The 14,975-nt window shown below is 71.7% G+C and carries 11 protein-coding genes; 1 reads left to right on the top strand and 10 read right to left on the bottom strand.

All coding sequences use genetic code 11. From position 1 onward, the window contains the following. Positions 1–59: 59 nt before the first annotated feature. The 10 genes from ABZX65_RS13100 to ABZX65_RS13055 all read right to left on the bottom strand — a co-directional run bounded on the left by ABZX65_RS13100 (position 60) and on the right by ABZX65_RS13055 (position 9,892). Positions 60–3,137 carry a BTAD domain-containing putative transcriptional regulator gene (locus tag ABZX65_RS13100; RefSeq protein WP_355337507.1) on the bottom strand — a complete coding sequence of 1,026 codons (3,078 nt, stop codon included), beginning with the start codon at positions 3,135–3,137 and terminating at the stop codon, positions 60–62. 147 nt (positions 3,138–3,284) lie between these two features. Continuing rightward, positions 3,285–3,734, bottom strand: coding sequence for a Tad domain-containing protein (locus ABZX65_RS13095; protein WP_355337504.1), 450 nt, complete (start codon positions 3,732–3,734; stop codon positions 3,285–3,287). Between the two features lie 45 nt (positions 3,735–3,779). Further along, positions 3,780–4,223 carry a TadE/TadG family type IV pilus assembly protein gene (locus ABZX65_RS13090; RefSeq protein ID WP_355337501.1) on the bottom strand — a complete coding sequence of 148 codons (444 nt, stop codon included), beginning with the start codon at positions 4,221–4,223 and terminating at the stop codon, positions 3,780–3,782. Positions 4,224–4,227: 4 nt separating this feature from the next. Next, positions 4,228–4,746 (bottom strand): TadE family protein, encoded by a 519-nt coding sequence (locus tag ABZX65_RS13085; RefSeq protein ID WP_355337498.1) that lies wholly within the window; start codon positions 4,744–4,746, stop codon positions 4,228–4,230. Between the two features lie 20 nt (positions 4,747–4,766). Further along, on the bottom strand, positions 4,767–5,015 hold the full coding sequence (locus ABZX65_RS13080) for a hypothetical protein (RefSeq protein WP_355337495.1): 249 nt from the start codon (positions 5,013–5,015) through the stop codon (positions 4,767–4,769). Between the two features lie 100 nt (positions 5,016–5,115). Continuing rightward, positions 5,116–6,027 (bottom strand): type II secretion system F family protein, encoded by a 912-nt coding sequence (locus tag ABZX65_RS13075; RefSeq protein WP_355337492.1) that lies wholly within the window; start codon positions 6,025–6,027, stop codon positions 5,116–5,118. After that, the gene (locus ABZX65_RS13070) at positions 6,024–7,100 is read right to left on the bottom strand and encodes a type II secretion system F family protein (protein WP_355337489.1); all 1,077 of its coding nucleotides are present in this window, start codon (positions 7,098–7,100) and stop codon (positions 6,024–6,026) included. Before ABZX65_RS13070 ends, ABZX65_RS13075 begins: the two co-directional genes overlap by 4 nt. Then, entirely contained in the window at positions 7,100–8,407 is a 1,308-nt protein-coding gene (locus tag ABZX65_RS13065) for an ATPase, T2SS/T4P/T4SS family (RefSeq protein ID WP_355337486.1), read from the bottom strand. Before ABZX65_RS13065 ends, ABZX65_RS13070 begins: the two co-directional genes overlap by 1 nt. After that, positions 8,404–9,207, bottom strand: a complete 804-nt coding sequence (locus ABZX65_RS13060) for a hypothetical protein (protein WP_355337483.1) — start codon at positions 9,205–9,207, stop codon at positions 8,404–8,406. Before ABZX65_RS13060 ends, ABZX65_RS13065 begins: the two co-directional genes overlap by 4 nt. A gap of 19 nt (positions 9,208–9,226) precedes the next feature. Beyond that, positions 9,227–9,892: a hypothetical protein gene (locus ABZX65_RS13055; protein WP_355337480.1), complete on the bottom strand. Its 666-nt coding sequence runs from the start codon at positions 9,890–9,892 to the stop codon at positions 9,227–9,229. 506 nt (positions 9,893–10,398) lie between these two features. Here ABZX65_RS13055 and ABZX65_RS13050 point away from each other — a divergent pair. After that, complete coding sequence (locus tag ABZX65_RS13050) at positions 10,399–14,937, top strand: FtsK/SpoIIIE domain-containing protein (protein ID WP_355337477.1); 4,539 nt, start codon at positions 10,399–10,401, stop codon at positions 14,935–14,937. Positions 14,938–14,975: the final 38 nt, after the last annotated feature.

Below are 14,975 nucleotides of genomic sequence, written 5' to 3'. Positions count from 1 at the left end.
TCCGTGGGGAGAGGGTCGGTTGGTGATACTCCCCCGCCATGATGGTCAGTTCGTGAGGGTCAGTTGGCGATGCTGCCGCGCCATTCGGGGAGCAGTTCGTCCAGGAGGGCTTCGACGCGGGGCGGGAGGCCGCGGCTGGGGCCGCTGAGGGAGTCGCTGCGGGCGATGAGGGAGTTGGCGGCGGCCTGGAGGCGGGCGGGGTCGCCGGTGGCCTGGGTGGCGCGGAGGAGTTCGAGCCAGAGGCGCTCGTCGTTGGGGGAGACGACCAGGGCCGCCTCGATGGCCGCGACGGCCGCCTTCGGCTTGGCCGCGTCGAGGTGGAGGGCGGAGAGCGCGAGGGCGATCTCGGCGACGAGGACGGGGTGTTGGGCGTCGACTATCTCGTGGGAGAGCCAGCCGTAGCGGCCCGCGGTGCGGTCCTGGAGGAGCGGGCCGCGGGCCAGCGAGAGGGCCTGGGTGAGCAGGCGGCGGCGGGCGGTGGGGTCGGAGGCGGCGCTGCCCTCGGTGGCCTCGTGGTGGAGGGTCTGGAGGACGTCCCAGTCGGAGACGACGGAGGACGCGAGGACGATCCGGCCGGTGTCGTCGATGGTGAGCCGGGCGATGCCGCCGGGGTCGGTGCCGAGCCAGTCGCGGAGGCGTTCGACGAGGGCGTCGCGTACGTCCTCGGTGACGCCGCGCGGCCAGAGCGCGGAGGCCAGGACGCGGGGGTGGACGCCTTCGCGGTGCAGGAGGAGCAGGGCCAGGGCCTCGTGGAGGAGCTGGCTGCGCTCGGCGGACGGCTCGTCGACGCCGACGAGTTCGAAGGAGCCGAGCAGGCGCGCGTACACGCCGGGCCGTCCCTGGTCGGAGAGGTCCACCATGAACGGCGGGGCGTCGGGGCCCGATCCGGGGCCGTCCTCGCCGCCCGCCTCGGCGAACAGCCGCAGCACGGCCTGGTACTGATCGGCGGGCAGCACCTGCGCTTCGAGGTCGAGGCCGAGCAGCGGGGCGAGCAGCCGTCCCGCGGAGGTGATCTCCAGCTCCCAGGCGGCGCCCGGCATGTCGGGACGGCTGGAGGCGACGAGGTAGCCGATGCCGAGCCGGCCCGCGTCGGAGGCGAGTTCGGCCAGCCGGTTCGCCTCCTCCTCGGTGGGCTCGGCGGCGAGCAGGACGAGGTGCGGTGCCCATTGGGTGTGCTGGGCGCGGCCGGTGCGGCCGGTGAGGACGCTGTCCTGGCCCGCCGTACGCAGAGCGCCCGCCCGCTGCGCGGTCTCCGCGGACATCGTCTCGATGACCTCGGGCACGTCGGCGAGGTGCCGGACGCGGGCGGGGGCGAGGGCCGTGAGGTCCTCGGCGAAGCCGACGAGGGTGACGGTCATCCGGTCCGACCAGCCGTTGGTGGCCAACTCCGAGGCGACGGAGGCCAGTACGGCCTCGCGGTCGGTGGCGGCTCCGGACAGCGAGACGATGCCGGGCACCGCTTCGAGGTTGAGCAGCAGCCGCGCGCCGTCGAGCGTGCCGAGCGCGACCAGGCCGGGGTACGGGGCCGCCGCCGACACGTCCGCGTCCTCGGTGAGGTCGGCGCGGTCGAGCCGCCAGAAGGTCTGGTCCTGGCCGAGCTGCCAGGGGGCCGGCGGCTGGCCCTCGGGCCAGGCCAGTTGCAGGTGCAGGGCCTCGTCGGTGAGCCACGCGGCGTAGACGGTCGGGAGCTTGAGGCCCTCGGCGTCCAGGCGGCCGGACAGCGCGCGCAGCGCGCGGTCGAGGAAGGCGACGGTGTCCTGGTCGGCGCCCACACGCAGCGCGTCGGCGGCGTCGGCCTGCGGCCCGGTGGGGGTGCGCGGCGTGCGCAGGCCGCCCGCGGTGACCGACTGCCACAGGGCCGTACGACGGCGGCGGCCGAGCGCGGCGAGCAGGCCCGCGGCCAGCAGCGGGGCGGCGATCAGCGCTTCGGACAGGTCGAAGCCGTGCGAGTGGGAGGAGGAGTTCGCGGTGAAGGCGGCGGTGGGCCCGTGCTCGGGTGCCGTCTCGGCATGGGCCGGGGTGGTGACGGCCGCGTGGCGACCGCCGGACCCGCCCGTACCGCCCGTGCCCGTACCGCCGGGGCCGCCCGTACCGCCGGGGCCGGTCTCGGCGGACGCGCTGTCGGTGGAGCCGGAACCGCCCGATCCGCCGCCCTGGGCGCCGGTCCCGCCGCCGCCCTGCTCGGCCGCCGCGTGCTGGGCGGAGGCGTGCGCGCCCTCGGCCGTGGTGTCCTTGGCGCCGCCGTGCTCGGCGTAATGCTGCACGTCGGGCGCGACGTGCGTGGCTGCGACGGGCATCTCCACGAGGTCGCCGCCGTGCGCGTCGGAGGGCATCTCCATCACCCAGCCGGGCCGGATGAGGCTGGCCTGCGACAGCTTGGAGCCGTCCGGCTGCACGCGGTCCTTGTTGAGCTGGTAGATCTCGTTGTACCTGCGGCCGTCGCCGAGGTGGCGCTGCGCGATCTCCCACAGCGAGTCGTGGTGCCGGCCCTCGGGCGGCTGGATCCGGTAGAACTTGGTGTCCTTGTGCGCCGACTGACCCGCACTCTGGTGCGATCCCGCCGCGTGCTGGGCGGCCTGCTGATGCGGTACGGCGGCGCTGACGGTACGTGCCTGGTGCTGCTGGCCGGGGGTCTGCTGCGCGGTGGCGGCCACGCCCGGCCGCGCCTGGCTCTCGTGCTGGTTGCCCTGGCCGAGCTGGGACAGACCGGGGACGAGGCCCGCGGTGCTCACGCCGACGAGCAGCAGCGCCGCGATCAACTGCCGTGCCAGCAACTGGCTCGGGCCCGCGCCCGGCACCCGGCTCGGCATGCCCACGCCGGAGACCGCCGCCTTGGTCTCGACCAGCACGCACGCCGTGAACTGCGCCCAGGCCAGCCATACGATCACGGCCAGCGTGTTGACGAACGTCTCGCTGGTGATGGGCTGTTGCACCAGGTCGGAGTCGAAGTGGTGCGGGAACGGCGACCCGATGAAGTACAGAAGCGCGCCCGGCACCCCCACCACGAGCACGGCGAGCGCCAGGAACGCGCCGAGCGCGCGCACGAAGTCGCCGAACGTACGGTGCCTGCGCGGCGGGCGCGCCGCCGCCCCACCCTGCTGCGTACGGTTACGTCCCGTGGCGGTCGTGCGTGCCATGGCTGCTTCCTCTGCCTTCGGTTGGAGCGGCTGGTGCTTCGGCTGGACGGCTGGTGCTGAACGACTGCTGCTATACGACTGGTGCTGAACGGCTGGTGCTATACGGCTGGTGCTGTACGACTGCTGCTAAGGGCTGCTTGTCACGGACTAGTTGGCCGGTCCCGTGACGGACTCGGCCGCCGCCGTACCGTGGACGACGATGTTGTGGTCGTAGAAGAAACCGGTGAGCATCGGCTCATACGTGAGCTGGACGGTCACCTCCACCCGGTTGGGCAGGGCGGAGGTGCAGTAGGAGGCCATGACGTCGGCCGGGCTCAGCCCCGACTGCTCGGCGAAATTCCTGACCCTGCCGGTGCAGGCCCCGGTGTTGATCACGGGCTGGGTGCCCGCGGGAGCGTTGCGCAGCGCCTCGACGTCGATGTCCTGGGCCGCGTAACGGGCCGCCTGCTCGGCTATGTCGGCGGCGCGCTCGCGCTTGGAGATCGACAGTCCGCCGTCGACGACGAAGGCGGCGAGCGCCATGAACACCACGGCGAAGATGAGCATCGCGGCGGTGCCGGAGCCGCGGTCGGGGCGGCGTACCACCCTCCGCGCCACCCTTCCTACGAGGCGCCGTACGACGTGCCGTGTCGCGTGCATCGGTCACTCCGCCCGTCGGTACGGGTCGAGCGGTGAAGCCGCCGTCGACGTGATCGTCTTGTTGATCTTGAGGCCGAGTGAGGCGAGGCCGCGGATGGTGCAGCTCACCTCGACCCTGAAGAGGGTGTCGGCCTCGAAGCCCTCGCTGGTCTTCTTCACCGACAAGGTGCCGGCCACGCAGGTGTCGCCGAGGTCCGCCCGGGCCGCCGCGATCGCCTCGGACATGGCGACGCCCTGACTGCGCTGGATCGACCCCGCGCGGGCGGCGTCCCTGGCGGCGCCGTCCACCGCGCCCCGGCCGTCGACGAGTTGGCCGAAGGCGACCAGGATCAGGATGAACAGGATCATGATCGGGGCGAGGATCACCACCTCGATGGTGGACAGCCCTCCGTCGGCCCGCTCCCCCACCCGTCTGGTGCGCAGTGCGGTTCGCAGTCGGGTACGCATCGGATCAGCCCCCGTTGTCCGGTACGAAGCGCTCCACCGGCCCCTGGGAACTCTCGTTCACCTTGAAGTGGAAGCCGGGGAAGATGGTCGGTACGTCGGCCGTGACGCGCACGCCGACCGTGGCCGCGTCCGGCTGCAAGGACGTCACCTTGCGGCCGTCCAGCAGATTCGGTCCGAGCTGGTCGATACGGTCCTCGGCCGCGCTGGTCGCCTTACCCGACCAGCCGCCGGGATCGGCGTCGGCCTCCGCCCGCGCCTTGCGGGCACCGGCGTGCGCGGCCGCCTGCGCGACATGGTCGGCGAAGGAGTACAGACCGAACTGCACCGTCGCGAAGATCATGAAGAACAGGACCGGGGTGAGGAAGACGAACTCGATCGCGGTCATCCCGCGGTCATCGCCGGTAGGCGCCCCCGCGCCGCTTACCGCTCTCGTGCTCGTACGGCTGCCCACGCCGCTGTCGCCGCGGGCGGCGTCCAGCCTGCGGCGTACGGCGTGGTGCAGCGCGTCGATTCGTCGTTCCATCACGGATATCGGTCCCGGCCTCAGCAGGTCTTGCTGTCCGTGGTGTTCGAGATGCAGTTGCCGACGTCCGAAGCCTTGCCCTTGAGGGCGCCGTTGATGATGACGGCGACCACGCCGACGACGGTGACGACCACCGCGGAGATGATCACCCACTCGACGGCGGAGGCACCGCGGGACAGGCCCTCGGAACGGGCGCGCTCGACGCGCCCCTTGAGGAAGGTGAGAAGGAAGTCGACAGCCGGATGGCTGACCTTGGGCAAGCGGTTCATGGTTCAAGTCCTCTCGACTCGACGCTCGGCGTTTCGATGACAGTGGTGCTCAGGAGGGACGGTGACGATCGGAGACAGTGGTGCTCAGAGACGTTGGTGGTCAGACCTGGAACACGCGCATCGCGGCGGGAAAGATCAGGAAGACCAGGAAGCCCGCGCACAGCAGGAGTTGCGCGACGAGCATGGACTGGGACTTCTCGCCCGCGGATCCCTCGATCTCGGCGAGTTCCCGGTGCCGCATCGTCTCGGCGCGCGAGGCGAGCGACTCGCGGACCTTCGCGCCGTCGTCGGCCACCAGGCCGAGTGTGACGGACAGGTCCCTCAACTCCTCGACGCCCAGCTCGTCGCCGAGTCTGCCGAGGGCCACCCACTGGCTGGTGCCGGTGATCCGGGCATCGGCCAGGCAGTTGCGGATACGGGTCAGGGCCCAGCCGTCGCTGATCTCGGCGGCGGCCATCAGGGCCTCGGGCAGACCGCGGCCGCCCGCGAGGTTCATCGACACCAGGTCGAGGTAGGCGCCGATGACCCGGCGCAGGTCCTTGCGCTTGTCGGCGGCGTCGCGGCGCACTTCGAAGTCCGGCAGGAGGAAGAAGATGCCGCCGCAGATCAGGGCCATCCAGACCGGGATCACGGGGTTGCTGCCCATGCCGAGCTGCCAGATCACGGCGAAGAGGAACGGCCCGAAGATCACACCGGCCGCGGCCAGGATGATCTTCGTGGCCAGGAAGTTCTCCCAGCTCCGGTCGAGCACGGCGAGGTCGGCGCGGAGCGAGCGCTGCTCCCAGCCCTGCTGGAGGTAGAAGGTGGCGACCCGCTGGCCCACGCGGCCCTTGAAGTCGGTCGGTGCGGAGTGCGCCGGTCCGCTGCTGACCGGGCCCGCGGCGCGCATCGCGTCGATCTGCGCCACCGTGTGCACGGCGCTGCGCTTGCCGGGCATGAGCGCCCGGATGAGGACGAAGACGCCGAGGCCGACGGCCGCGCCGACCAGGCAGGTGAAGAGGATGTTGTTCATCGTGCCGCCCCCTGACCCGGGATGGCCTGGCCCGGTACGCCGCCGTGGCCGGGCACACCGCCGCGGCCCGGTGCCGCCGCGTGGCCGGGTGCGGCGTGCCCCGGCGCTCCGTGACCCGGCAGCGGCTGGCCGGGGGTCGCCTGTGCGTGGGCGCCGTGGCCGGGCGGCACTCCGATGCGGTCGGCGGCCGAAACGCGCTCCGGCTCATGGACCAGGAACCGGTCCGGCGTCTCGATGTTCGACAGCTTCCGCAGCCACCAGAATCCGGCCGCGAACAGCGCGCACACCAAGGTGAGTACGGCCTGGCCGATCGCCGTGCCGTACGGCTCGACGAAGCTGCGGTTGAAGATGGCCAGACCCAGCACGAAAGCCACGGACACCACGACGACGATCTGCACACTGCGCCGGGTGCTCGCGCGCTGCGCCATCACGCGCTGCCGCATGTCCACTTCCTCGCGGGCCGACTTGGCGAGCGCGCCGAGCACTTCGCGCAGACCGGGTCCGCGCAGACGGGCGTTGAGGATGAGCGCGGCGATGATGATGTCGGCCGACGCGTCGTTGATCTCGTCGGCGAGGTGCTGGAGCGCCTCCGGCAGCGGGGTACGCGACCTGAGGCGGTCGACGAGCGACGACAGGTGGCCGCGCAGCGCGGGTGCGGCGGCGCGGGCCGAGGCGGGTATGGCCTGTTCGAGGCCGACGGCGCCCGCGATGGTGTCGCGCAGCGACTCGGTCCAGGCCGCCAGCGCCTCGACACGCTTCATCGCGGCCCGTTCCTCCGCCGCGCCGCCGAAGAGCTTGTCCCAGGTGAAGACCAGCACGGCGGTGGAGACACCGAGGACGGCCCAGCGGGTCAGGCCGAGGACGACGAGTCCCGCGACGATGGCGAGCGAGCCGCGCTGCGACAGGAAGCGCATGAACTCCGCCGCTTTGTCGCCGGACGACTCACCCGGCGCTGTCGCACCGGGCTTGGGCGCCCAGCCGCGCATCGCGAGGACGAACAGCGCGATACCGCCGCCGACGGCGGCTCCGGCGAGCAGTCCGTAGAGCACGGACAGGGAGAAGATCCCGGTCATTACCGCCACACCCCCGTGGGCTGGTAGCCGTTGGCGAGGAGTTCCTCGAGGCAGGAGATCGGGGCGTGCGGCAGTGCCACGCCCTCCCGCCCCTCGGCGAACACCTCGCTGGACAGTACGCGGCCGTCCACGCCGTTCACCTCACGGACGGAGGTGACCATACGGCGCAGGGTGCCGCCGCGCTGGAAGTCGTTGCGTCGCTGCACGAAGACGACGAAGTCGATGGCGCCCGCCACCAGCATCTGCGACGCCTCGACCGGCAGCCGCTCGCGTGCCTGGAGTGCGTAGGTGGAGATGCGGTTGAAGACCTCGGCCGAGCTGTTGGCGTGAATGGTGGACAGGGAGCCGTCGTTGCCCTGTGACATCGCGTTGAGCATGGTGACGATCTCGTCGCCGAGCACCTCACCGACGATGACGCGCGAGGGGTTCATGCGCAGCGAGCGGCGGACCAGCTCGGCCATCGAAATGGCGCCCTGGCCTTCGGAGTTGGGCAGCCGCTCCTCGAAGGCCACGACGTTGGGGTGGATCTCGGGGAACTGGTCGAGGCCGAGTTCCAGCGCGCGCTCGACGGTGATCAGGCGCTCGTGCGGCGGGATGACGTTGGCCAGCGCGCGCAGCAGCGTCGTCTTTCCGGCGTTGGTGGCGCCGGCGATCATCACGTTCTTACGGGCGAGGACGGCGGCCGACAGGAAGGAGCCCAACTCCGGGGTGAGCGTGTAGTTGCCGACCAGGTCGGAGAGGAAGACCTTGCCGAGGCGGGCGCGGCGGATGGACAGCGCGGGGCGGCGCGTGACGTCCATGACGGCGGAGAGCCGGGAGCCGTCCGGGAGCCGCAGGTCGAGTTGCGGGTTCGCGGAGTCGAAGGGGCGCGAGGACAGGCCGGAGTACGCGCCGAGCACCTGGATCAGCTCGATGAGTTCCTCGTCGGACTCGGCGACCGGCTCGACCTGGAGCTCGCGGCCGTCGGAGTAGCCGACGAAGACCTGGTCGCAGCCGTTGATGTCGATGTTCTCGACCTCGGTGTCGTCGAGCAGCGGCTGGAGCCTGCCGACGCCGAAGAGCGCGGCGTGCACGGCTGCCGCGTACGCCTCCTCGGCCTGCGCGTCGGGCGGGGTGCGGCCGAGGTTGATCTCGGCGCGGGCGTAGTCCTCCAGGATCTGCGCGATGATCGCCCGCGCGAACTGCCGCTCGTCCTCGGGTGACATGGCGGGTTCGCCGGTCACCTGGTCCAGTCGGCGCTGTTCCGAGATGCGGTCGCCCGCCTCCTGCCGGAACCGCTTGACCAACTGGTGGTCGACGGTGCTCATCGGAGCACTCCGTACCGGTGCGGTACGTCGGCGGTGATCTGCCGGGCCGAGCGGATCAGCAGGGACTTGTCCAGGCGGCCCCGACGGCGGCCGTTGAGGGTGTCGGCGCCCGCCGTGTCGTGGGCGAGGGTGCCGACGACCCGTGCGGAGATCTGCGAGGCCACCAGCATCTCGTTGACCTGGCTGGCCTGTCGGGCGCTGTGGCTGGGGTCGGTGATGAGCACGATGCCGATCGGCGGGTAGCCGAGCGCGGCGGCGGCGCCGCGCTGCGAGCCGTGCAGTTTGGCCGACAGCGCACCGGCCCTGTCCCGTACCCGCGCGAGGTGTTCGGGTTCGGTGCGGGCCACCAGGAGGACGAGGGCGGCGTGCGAGAAGAGGTCGAGGGTGGGCGAGTCGGCGCCGATCCGGCCGCAGTCGGCGATCACGTCGGCGGCGCCGTTGGGCGACTCGGCGAGCGTGGCGAACGCCTGGCCGAGCATCGGCCACAGTCCGGACAGACCGGCGGCCTGTTCGGCGCTGCCGATGCCGACGAGGACGTCGAGTCCGCCGGCCAGCGGCTGGGCGTGGTCCCACAACTGCTCGGCGGCCAGGCCGCGTCGGGCGGTGGCGGCCAGCGAGAGCAGGCCGGTGTTGGGGTCGAGCATGCCGCCGTGCGCGGCGGGTGAGCGGTAGACGAGGTCGCCGCCAGCCGGGTCGGCCTCCGCCAGCAGGACACGGCGCGGCCAGACGGCGGCGAGCGCGACGGCGCTGGTGGTGACGCCTGGTGAGCCCTTGTCCGCGGCGATTGCGATCAGTGCCATGACGTATTCGCCCGCTCGCTCAGTTCTTGCTGTCGGGCATGAGCACGAGCGCCACTTCGTTCGCCGCGGCGGCGAGGGTGAGTTTGCCCGCGACCGAGGAGTCCGCGATCACGGTGACCAGGGTGTCGCCGCCACCGAGCCCGGAGGAGTCGGACTTCACGGACTTGATGATCAGGCTGTCGCTGATCAGCGTGTTGGCGCTCGCTCCGCCGCTGTCGCCCGAGGAGCCGTTCTGCCCCTTGGCCGCGTCGTTCCCCACCAGATACGCGGCGACGGTGTGGCCGTTGGCGAGACCGTCGGGGAACACGCCCTGCTTGAGGGAGAGTCCGACCAGCGACTTCCCGGCCGGGAGGGCGCTGCTATTCGTCACCATCTCCTTGACCAGGACGGAGCCTTTGACGATGTTCGTGGACGCCCGGTAGTTCTTCTCCAGGTCGCCGCGCTGCTTCCACAGCACGAAGTTGACCCCGGAGTCGTCGGAGACCATGACCTCGCGGAGCGCGGAGGCGGGAATCCGGTCCCCGACCGGGATGTCCTGGTCGATCTTCACGACCGAGATCTTGTTCCCCGCGCGCATGACCATCACGGTGGCACCGAGCGCGCCGACGAGAATGAGCAGCACGGCCAGTGCGGCCAACGCGGGTTTGCGTTCCCGCGACACCGTCGGCAGCCGCTCTCCGCCCATCGGCGCCCCATGCATGGGCGCGGATCCGGACTGACGGCTGTTACTGCCGCCGCCCGCAGCGGAACGTTCTCTGGTCCTCACGTCACTGCCCCCGTCGAGCCGGCGTGCTTCTTCGAAATCGGTTGCGTGGGGAGAGACTGCCGCGCTCCTGTCCGGCGACAGCCCGCAGGCCGATGTCAAGTCACCGCACGCTATCAGCGCCTTACAAACACCCTCAAGGCGCATCCCGTGACAAGCGACTCACAGCCTTGCAACAGAACGGAACGGCTTCCGTGACATGCCCACGCTCGGGCCGCACGCTACCCCACCCGCCCCGTCCACCCCTCTTCCCTCCGGCCTGAGGACCACTGTCCCACCCGCGACGGGGGCCCTGTCCAGCCCTGTTCCCGGCCTGTGGATAAACCGGTGCAGGTTATCCACAGGCCGGGCACCTGAGGCCCCACGACCGGCCTCCAGCGGATATCGTCCTGAGAAACCAAGTCGAATCCGGGGGAACGAGGAACGTCGTGCGTCTGTCGTTGACCGTGGTCGACCCGCTCGGCGGGGACCGCGCCGATGTTGTGGTGGAGACCGAGTCCGCGTCGACCGTCGCGGATGTCGCGCGCGAGCTCGGACGGAAAGTCGGCGCAGGCGGCGCGGAGATCATCTCGATCTCCGGCGGCCCCTCGCGCGCGCCCGGCTCGCCCGCGGTGTACGTGGACGGGTACGCGGTGGACCCGAGTTGGTCGGTGGCCCAGTCACCGCTGCGCGAGGGCGCGGTGGTCAGCCTCTACGACCCGGCGGGCTGCCTGCCGGGCGAGCCCGCCGGTGTGGTCGAGCTGCGGGTCGCGGGCGGCCCGGACGCGGGCGCGGTCCACCGTCTGGGCATCGGCAAGGTGGAGATCGGGCGCGGTGCCTCGTCCCGGATCCGCATCGACGACTCGGAGTTGGCGGAGCGCGCCGCGGTGCTGACCGTGGGCATGGGCGGCACGTGCCAGGTCACGGTCGGCGGCGACACGAAGGAATGGCCGCTCGGCGACCAGCTCTCCCTCGGCAACAGCCTTCTGGAGCTTGGCCCCTATATCCCGCCGAACGCGGCGCTGCATCCCGGCGAGGACGGGGCGACCTACGACTACAACCGTCCGCCGCGGCTGTCACCGCCCGAGCGGACCACAGTCTTCCGGCTGCCGACCCCGCCGAAAGAGCCGGCCGGACGGCCGCTGCCGTGGCTGATGGCGGTCATGCCGCTGCTCATGGCCGTGATGATGGCCTTCATGATGCACCGCATGATGTACCTGTTCATGGCGGTCGTCAGCCCGATGGTCATGGTCGGCAACCACTTCATGGACAAGAAGAACGGCCGTAAGTCGTACGCGAAGACGGTCACCGAGTTCCGCGAGCGCAAGGAACGCATCGAGCAGGACGCCAACAAGGCGCTCGACCTCGAACGCAAGGACCGGGCCGCGGCCTCGCCCGACCCGGCGACCGTGCTCAACACCGCGACGGGGCCGCGCACCCGGCTGTGGGAGCGGCGGCGCGGCGACGCCGACCACCTGCTGATCAGGGTCGGCACGGCGAAGCTGCCGTCCGAGGTGATCCTGGACGACCCGGAGCAGGAGGAGCACCGCCGCAAGGTCAACTGGGAGATCGACGACGCCCCGGTCGCGGTGGAGTTGCGCAGGCTCGGCGTGATCGGTTTCGCGGCGCCCGGCGACGACGCGCGGGCGATGGGCCGTTGGGCGGTGGCGCAGATGGCGACGCTGAGCAGCCCGATGGATGTGCAGTTCTATGTGCTCACCGAGCAGTCGGGGCAGCAGAGTTGGGACTGGGTGCGGTGGCTGCCGCACTCGCGGCCGACCGACGGGCAGGACGCCAGCGCGCTGCTGGGCACGGACGCCGAGACGGTCGCGGCGCGGGTCGCGGAGCTGACCTCCATTCTGGACGGACGGCAGAAGGCGAAGCAGAAGGCGGGCAGCGCGGCCAATCACGCGGCCTTCTTCAAGGACCCGGACATCGTGGTGATCCTCGACGGGTCGCGGCGGATGCGGTCGCTGCCCGGCGTGGTGCAACTGCTGCGCGAGGGCCCAGGTGTCGGGATGTTCGCCATCTGTCTGGACTCCGAGGAGCGCTTCCTGCCCGGCGAGTGCCAGGCCGTGGTGATTGCGGAGTTCGAGGCGCCCGCCGTGGACGCGACCGTCGCTTCCGTTCCGGAGACCGCCGCGGCGGCCGCGCCCCGGCAGGGCGGCTTCCCCTCGGTGAACGCCTGGTACGCGGGCGCGCAGCAGGCCCAGGCGGTGGCGGCGGAACCGGCCTCCGGCGCCTTCCGGTTGCGCGTCGAGCAGGCGGGGGTGGCACGCATCCGCAAGGTGCGGCCCGACCTCGTCTCGCCCGCCTGGTGCTCCCGGCTGGCCCGCTGCCTGTCGCCGATCCGGGACATCAGCGGTGACGCCGAGGACTCCGCGATTCCGTCCGCCAGCCGCCTGTTGGACGTCCTGGAGATCGAGCCGCCGACGGCCGACGCCATCGCCTCGCGCTGGCGGCTGAGTCCGATCTCCACCCAGGCGGTGGTCGGCGAGTCCTACGACGGTCCGTTCGCTATCGACATCCGCAAGGACGGGCCGCACGGCCTGATCGCGGGTACGACCGGTTCGGGTAAGTCGGAGCTGTTGCAGACCATCGTGGCCTCGCTCGCGGTGGCGAACACCCCCGAGGCGATGACGTTCGTGCTCATCGACTACAAGGGCGGCTCGGCGTTCAAGGACTGTGTGCAACTCCCGCACACCGTCGGCATGGTGACCGACCTCGACGCCCACCTGGTGGAGCGCGCGCTGGAGTCGCTCGGCGCGGAGCTGAAGCGGCGCGAGCACATCCTGGCCGAGGCCGGGGCCAAGGACATCGAGGACTACACCGACCTGATGCGGCGCCAGCCCGAGCTGAAGCCGATGCCGCGGCTGCTGATCGTGATCGACGAGTTCGCCTCGATGGTCCGTGAGCTGCCCGACTTCGTCACCGGTCTGGTCAACATCGCCCAGCGAGGCCGTTCGCTGGGCATCCACCTCATCCTCGCCACGCAGCGGCCGAGCGGTGTCGTCTCGCCGGAGATCCGGGCCAACACCAACCTCCGGATAGCGCTGCGCGTCACCGACGGCAGCGAGTCCTCCGACGTCATCGACGCCCCGGACGCGGGCAACATCTCCAAGTCCACTCCGGGCCGCGCCTATGTGCGGCTCGGCGCGACCTCGCTGGTCCCCTTCCAGTCCGGCCGGGTCGGCGGACGGCGGCCGGGCGCGGTCGAGAACGTGACGGTGGCGCCCTGGGTGGGCATCGTCGACTGGTCGCAGCTCGGCCGTTCGGCCCCCCGCCGCCCCGCGGGCGCCAAGGGCGAGGAGGACGAGATCACCGACCTGAAGGTGCTCGTCGAGGCGATCTGCGAGGCCAACGAGCGGATGGCGATCCCGCCGCAGCACAGCCCGTGGCTGCCGGCGCTGCCCGACAGTCTGCTGCTGGACGAGCTGCCGACGCCGGTCGCCGCGGGGGCGCTGCCGCCCGCCGCGTACGGCATCGAGGACCTGCCCGCGCTCCAGGCCCGGCGCCCGGTGGCCATCGACTTCCACACCTTCGGCCACCTGTTGGCGGCGGGCGCCCCGCGCTCCGGCCGCTCCCAGCTCCTGCGGACGATCGCGGGCTCGCTAGCCCGTACGCACTCCACCGCGGATCTGCACCTGTACGGCATCGACTGCGGCAACGGCGCGCTGAACGCGCTGACGAAGCTTCCGCACTGCGGCGCGGTCGTGGGCCGTGCGCAGTCGGAGCGGGCGATCCGGCTGATCGGGCGGCTCAAGGCGGAGATGACGCGCCGTCAGGAGCTGCTGGCCGGTGACGGGTTCGCGGACATCGGCGAGCAGCGCGCGGCGGTGACCACCGAGGAGGAGCGGCTGCCGCACATCGTGATCCTGCTCGACCGCTGGGAGGGCTGGACGCCCTCGCTCGGCGAGCTGGACCACGGAGCGCTCAGCGACGAGCTGTTCATGTTCCTGCGGGAGGGCGCCTCGGTCGGCATCCACCTGATCATCACCGGTGACCGCACGCTGATGGCGGGCCGGATCTCCACGCTCACCGAGGACAAGATCGCCTTCCGGCTCGCGGACCGCTCGGACTTCTCGCTGATCTCGGTCAATCCGCGCAAGGTGCCGGACGAGATCCAGCCGGGCCGCGCGTACCGGGCGGAGTCGGGCATCGAGACGCAGGTCGCGCTGCTCACCGACGACTCCACCGGTCAGGGCCAGGCCGCGGCGCTGGCCGCGATCGGCGCCGCCGCCACCGAGCGGGACGCGGCACTGCCCAGGGCGCGGCGGCCGTTCCGGGTGGACGTGCTGCCCTCGCGGCTGTCGTTCGCCGACGCGTGGGAGATGCGCGACACCGACGCGGCGCGCAATCCGCTGTGGGCGCTCGTCGGCGTCGGCGGCGACGAACTCACCGGCTACGGGCCCAACCTGTCCGACGGCCTGCCCGCGTTCGTCATCGGCGGCCCCGGCAAGTCGGGCCGCTCGACGCTGCTGCTCACCCTCGCGCGCAGCTACCAGCAGCAGGGCGTGAAGCTGGTCGTCGCGGCTCCCCGCCCGTCGCCGCTGCGCGAACTGGCGGGCGGCGAAGGGGTGTTGCGGATGTACACCGACAGCGACATACCCGCCGACGACCTGGGCAAGGCGCTGGAGGAGGCCGAGGGCGGCCCGGTGGTCGTCATGGCCGACGACGCGGAGCTGCTGCGCGACTGCGACGCCAAGGATGTGCTGAAGGAGATCATCGCCCGCGGTTCCGACCACGGCCGGGCCGTGGTCATCGCGGGCGGCGAGGAGGACATCTGCTCGGGCTTCTCCGGCTGGCAGGTCGACGCCAAGAAGGCGCGGCGCGGTGTGCTGCTCTCGCCGCAGCAGACCATGAGCGGTGAACTGATCGGTACTCGGCTGAGCCGCAGCAGCGTCGGCGGGCAGGTCACGCCGGGCCGGGCTCTACTGCACCTCGGCGACGGTGAGCCGCTGACGGTGACGGTGCCGCTGACCACCTGAGCGACCGCCGTGGGGACCGGCGGCCTGACGGGCCGCCG

This window comes from Streptomyces sp. NPDC003300, from assembly GCF_040610915.1.
Classification (GTDB): Bacteria; Actinomycetota; Actinomycetes; order Streptomycetales; family Streptomycetaceae; genus Actinacidiphila.
The sequence above is the reverse complement of the archived record's forward strand: the minus strand, read 5'-3'. Positions and strand labels throughout refer to the sequence as shown.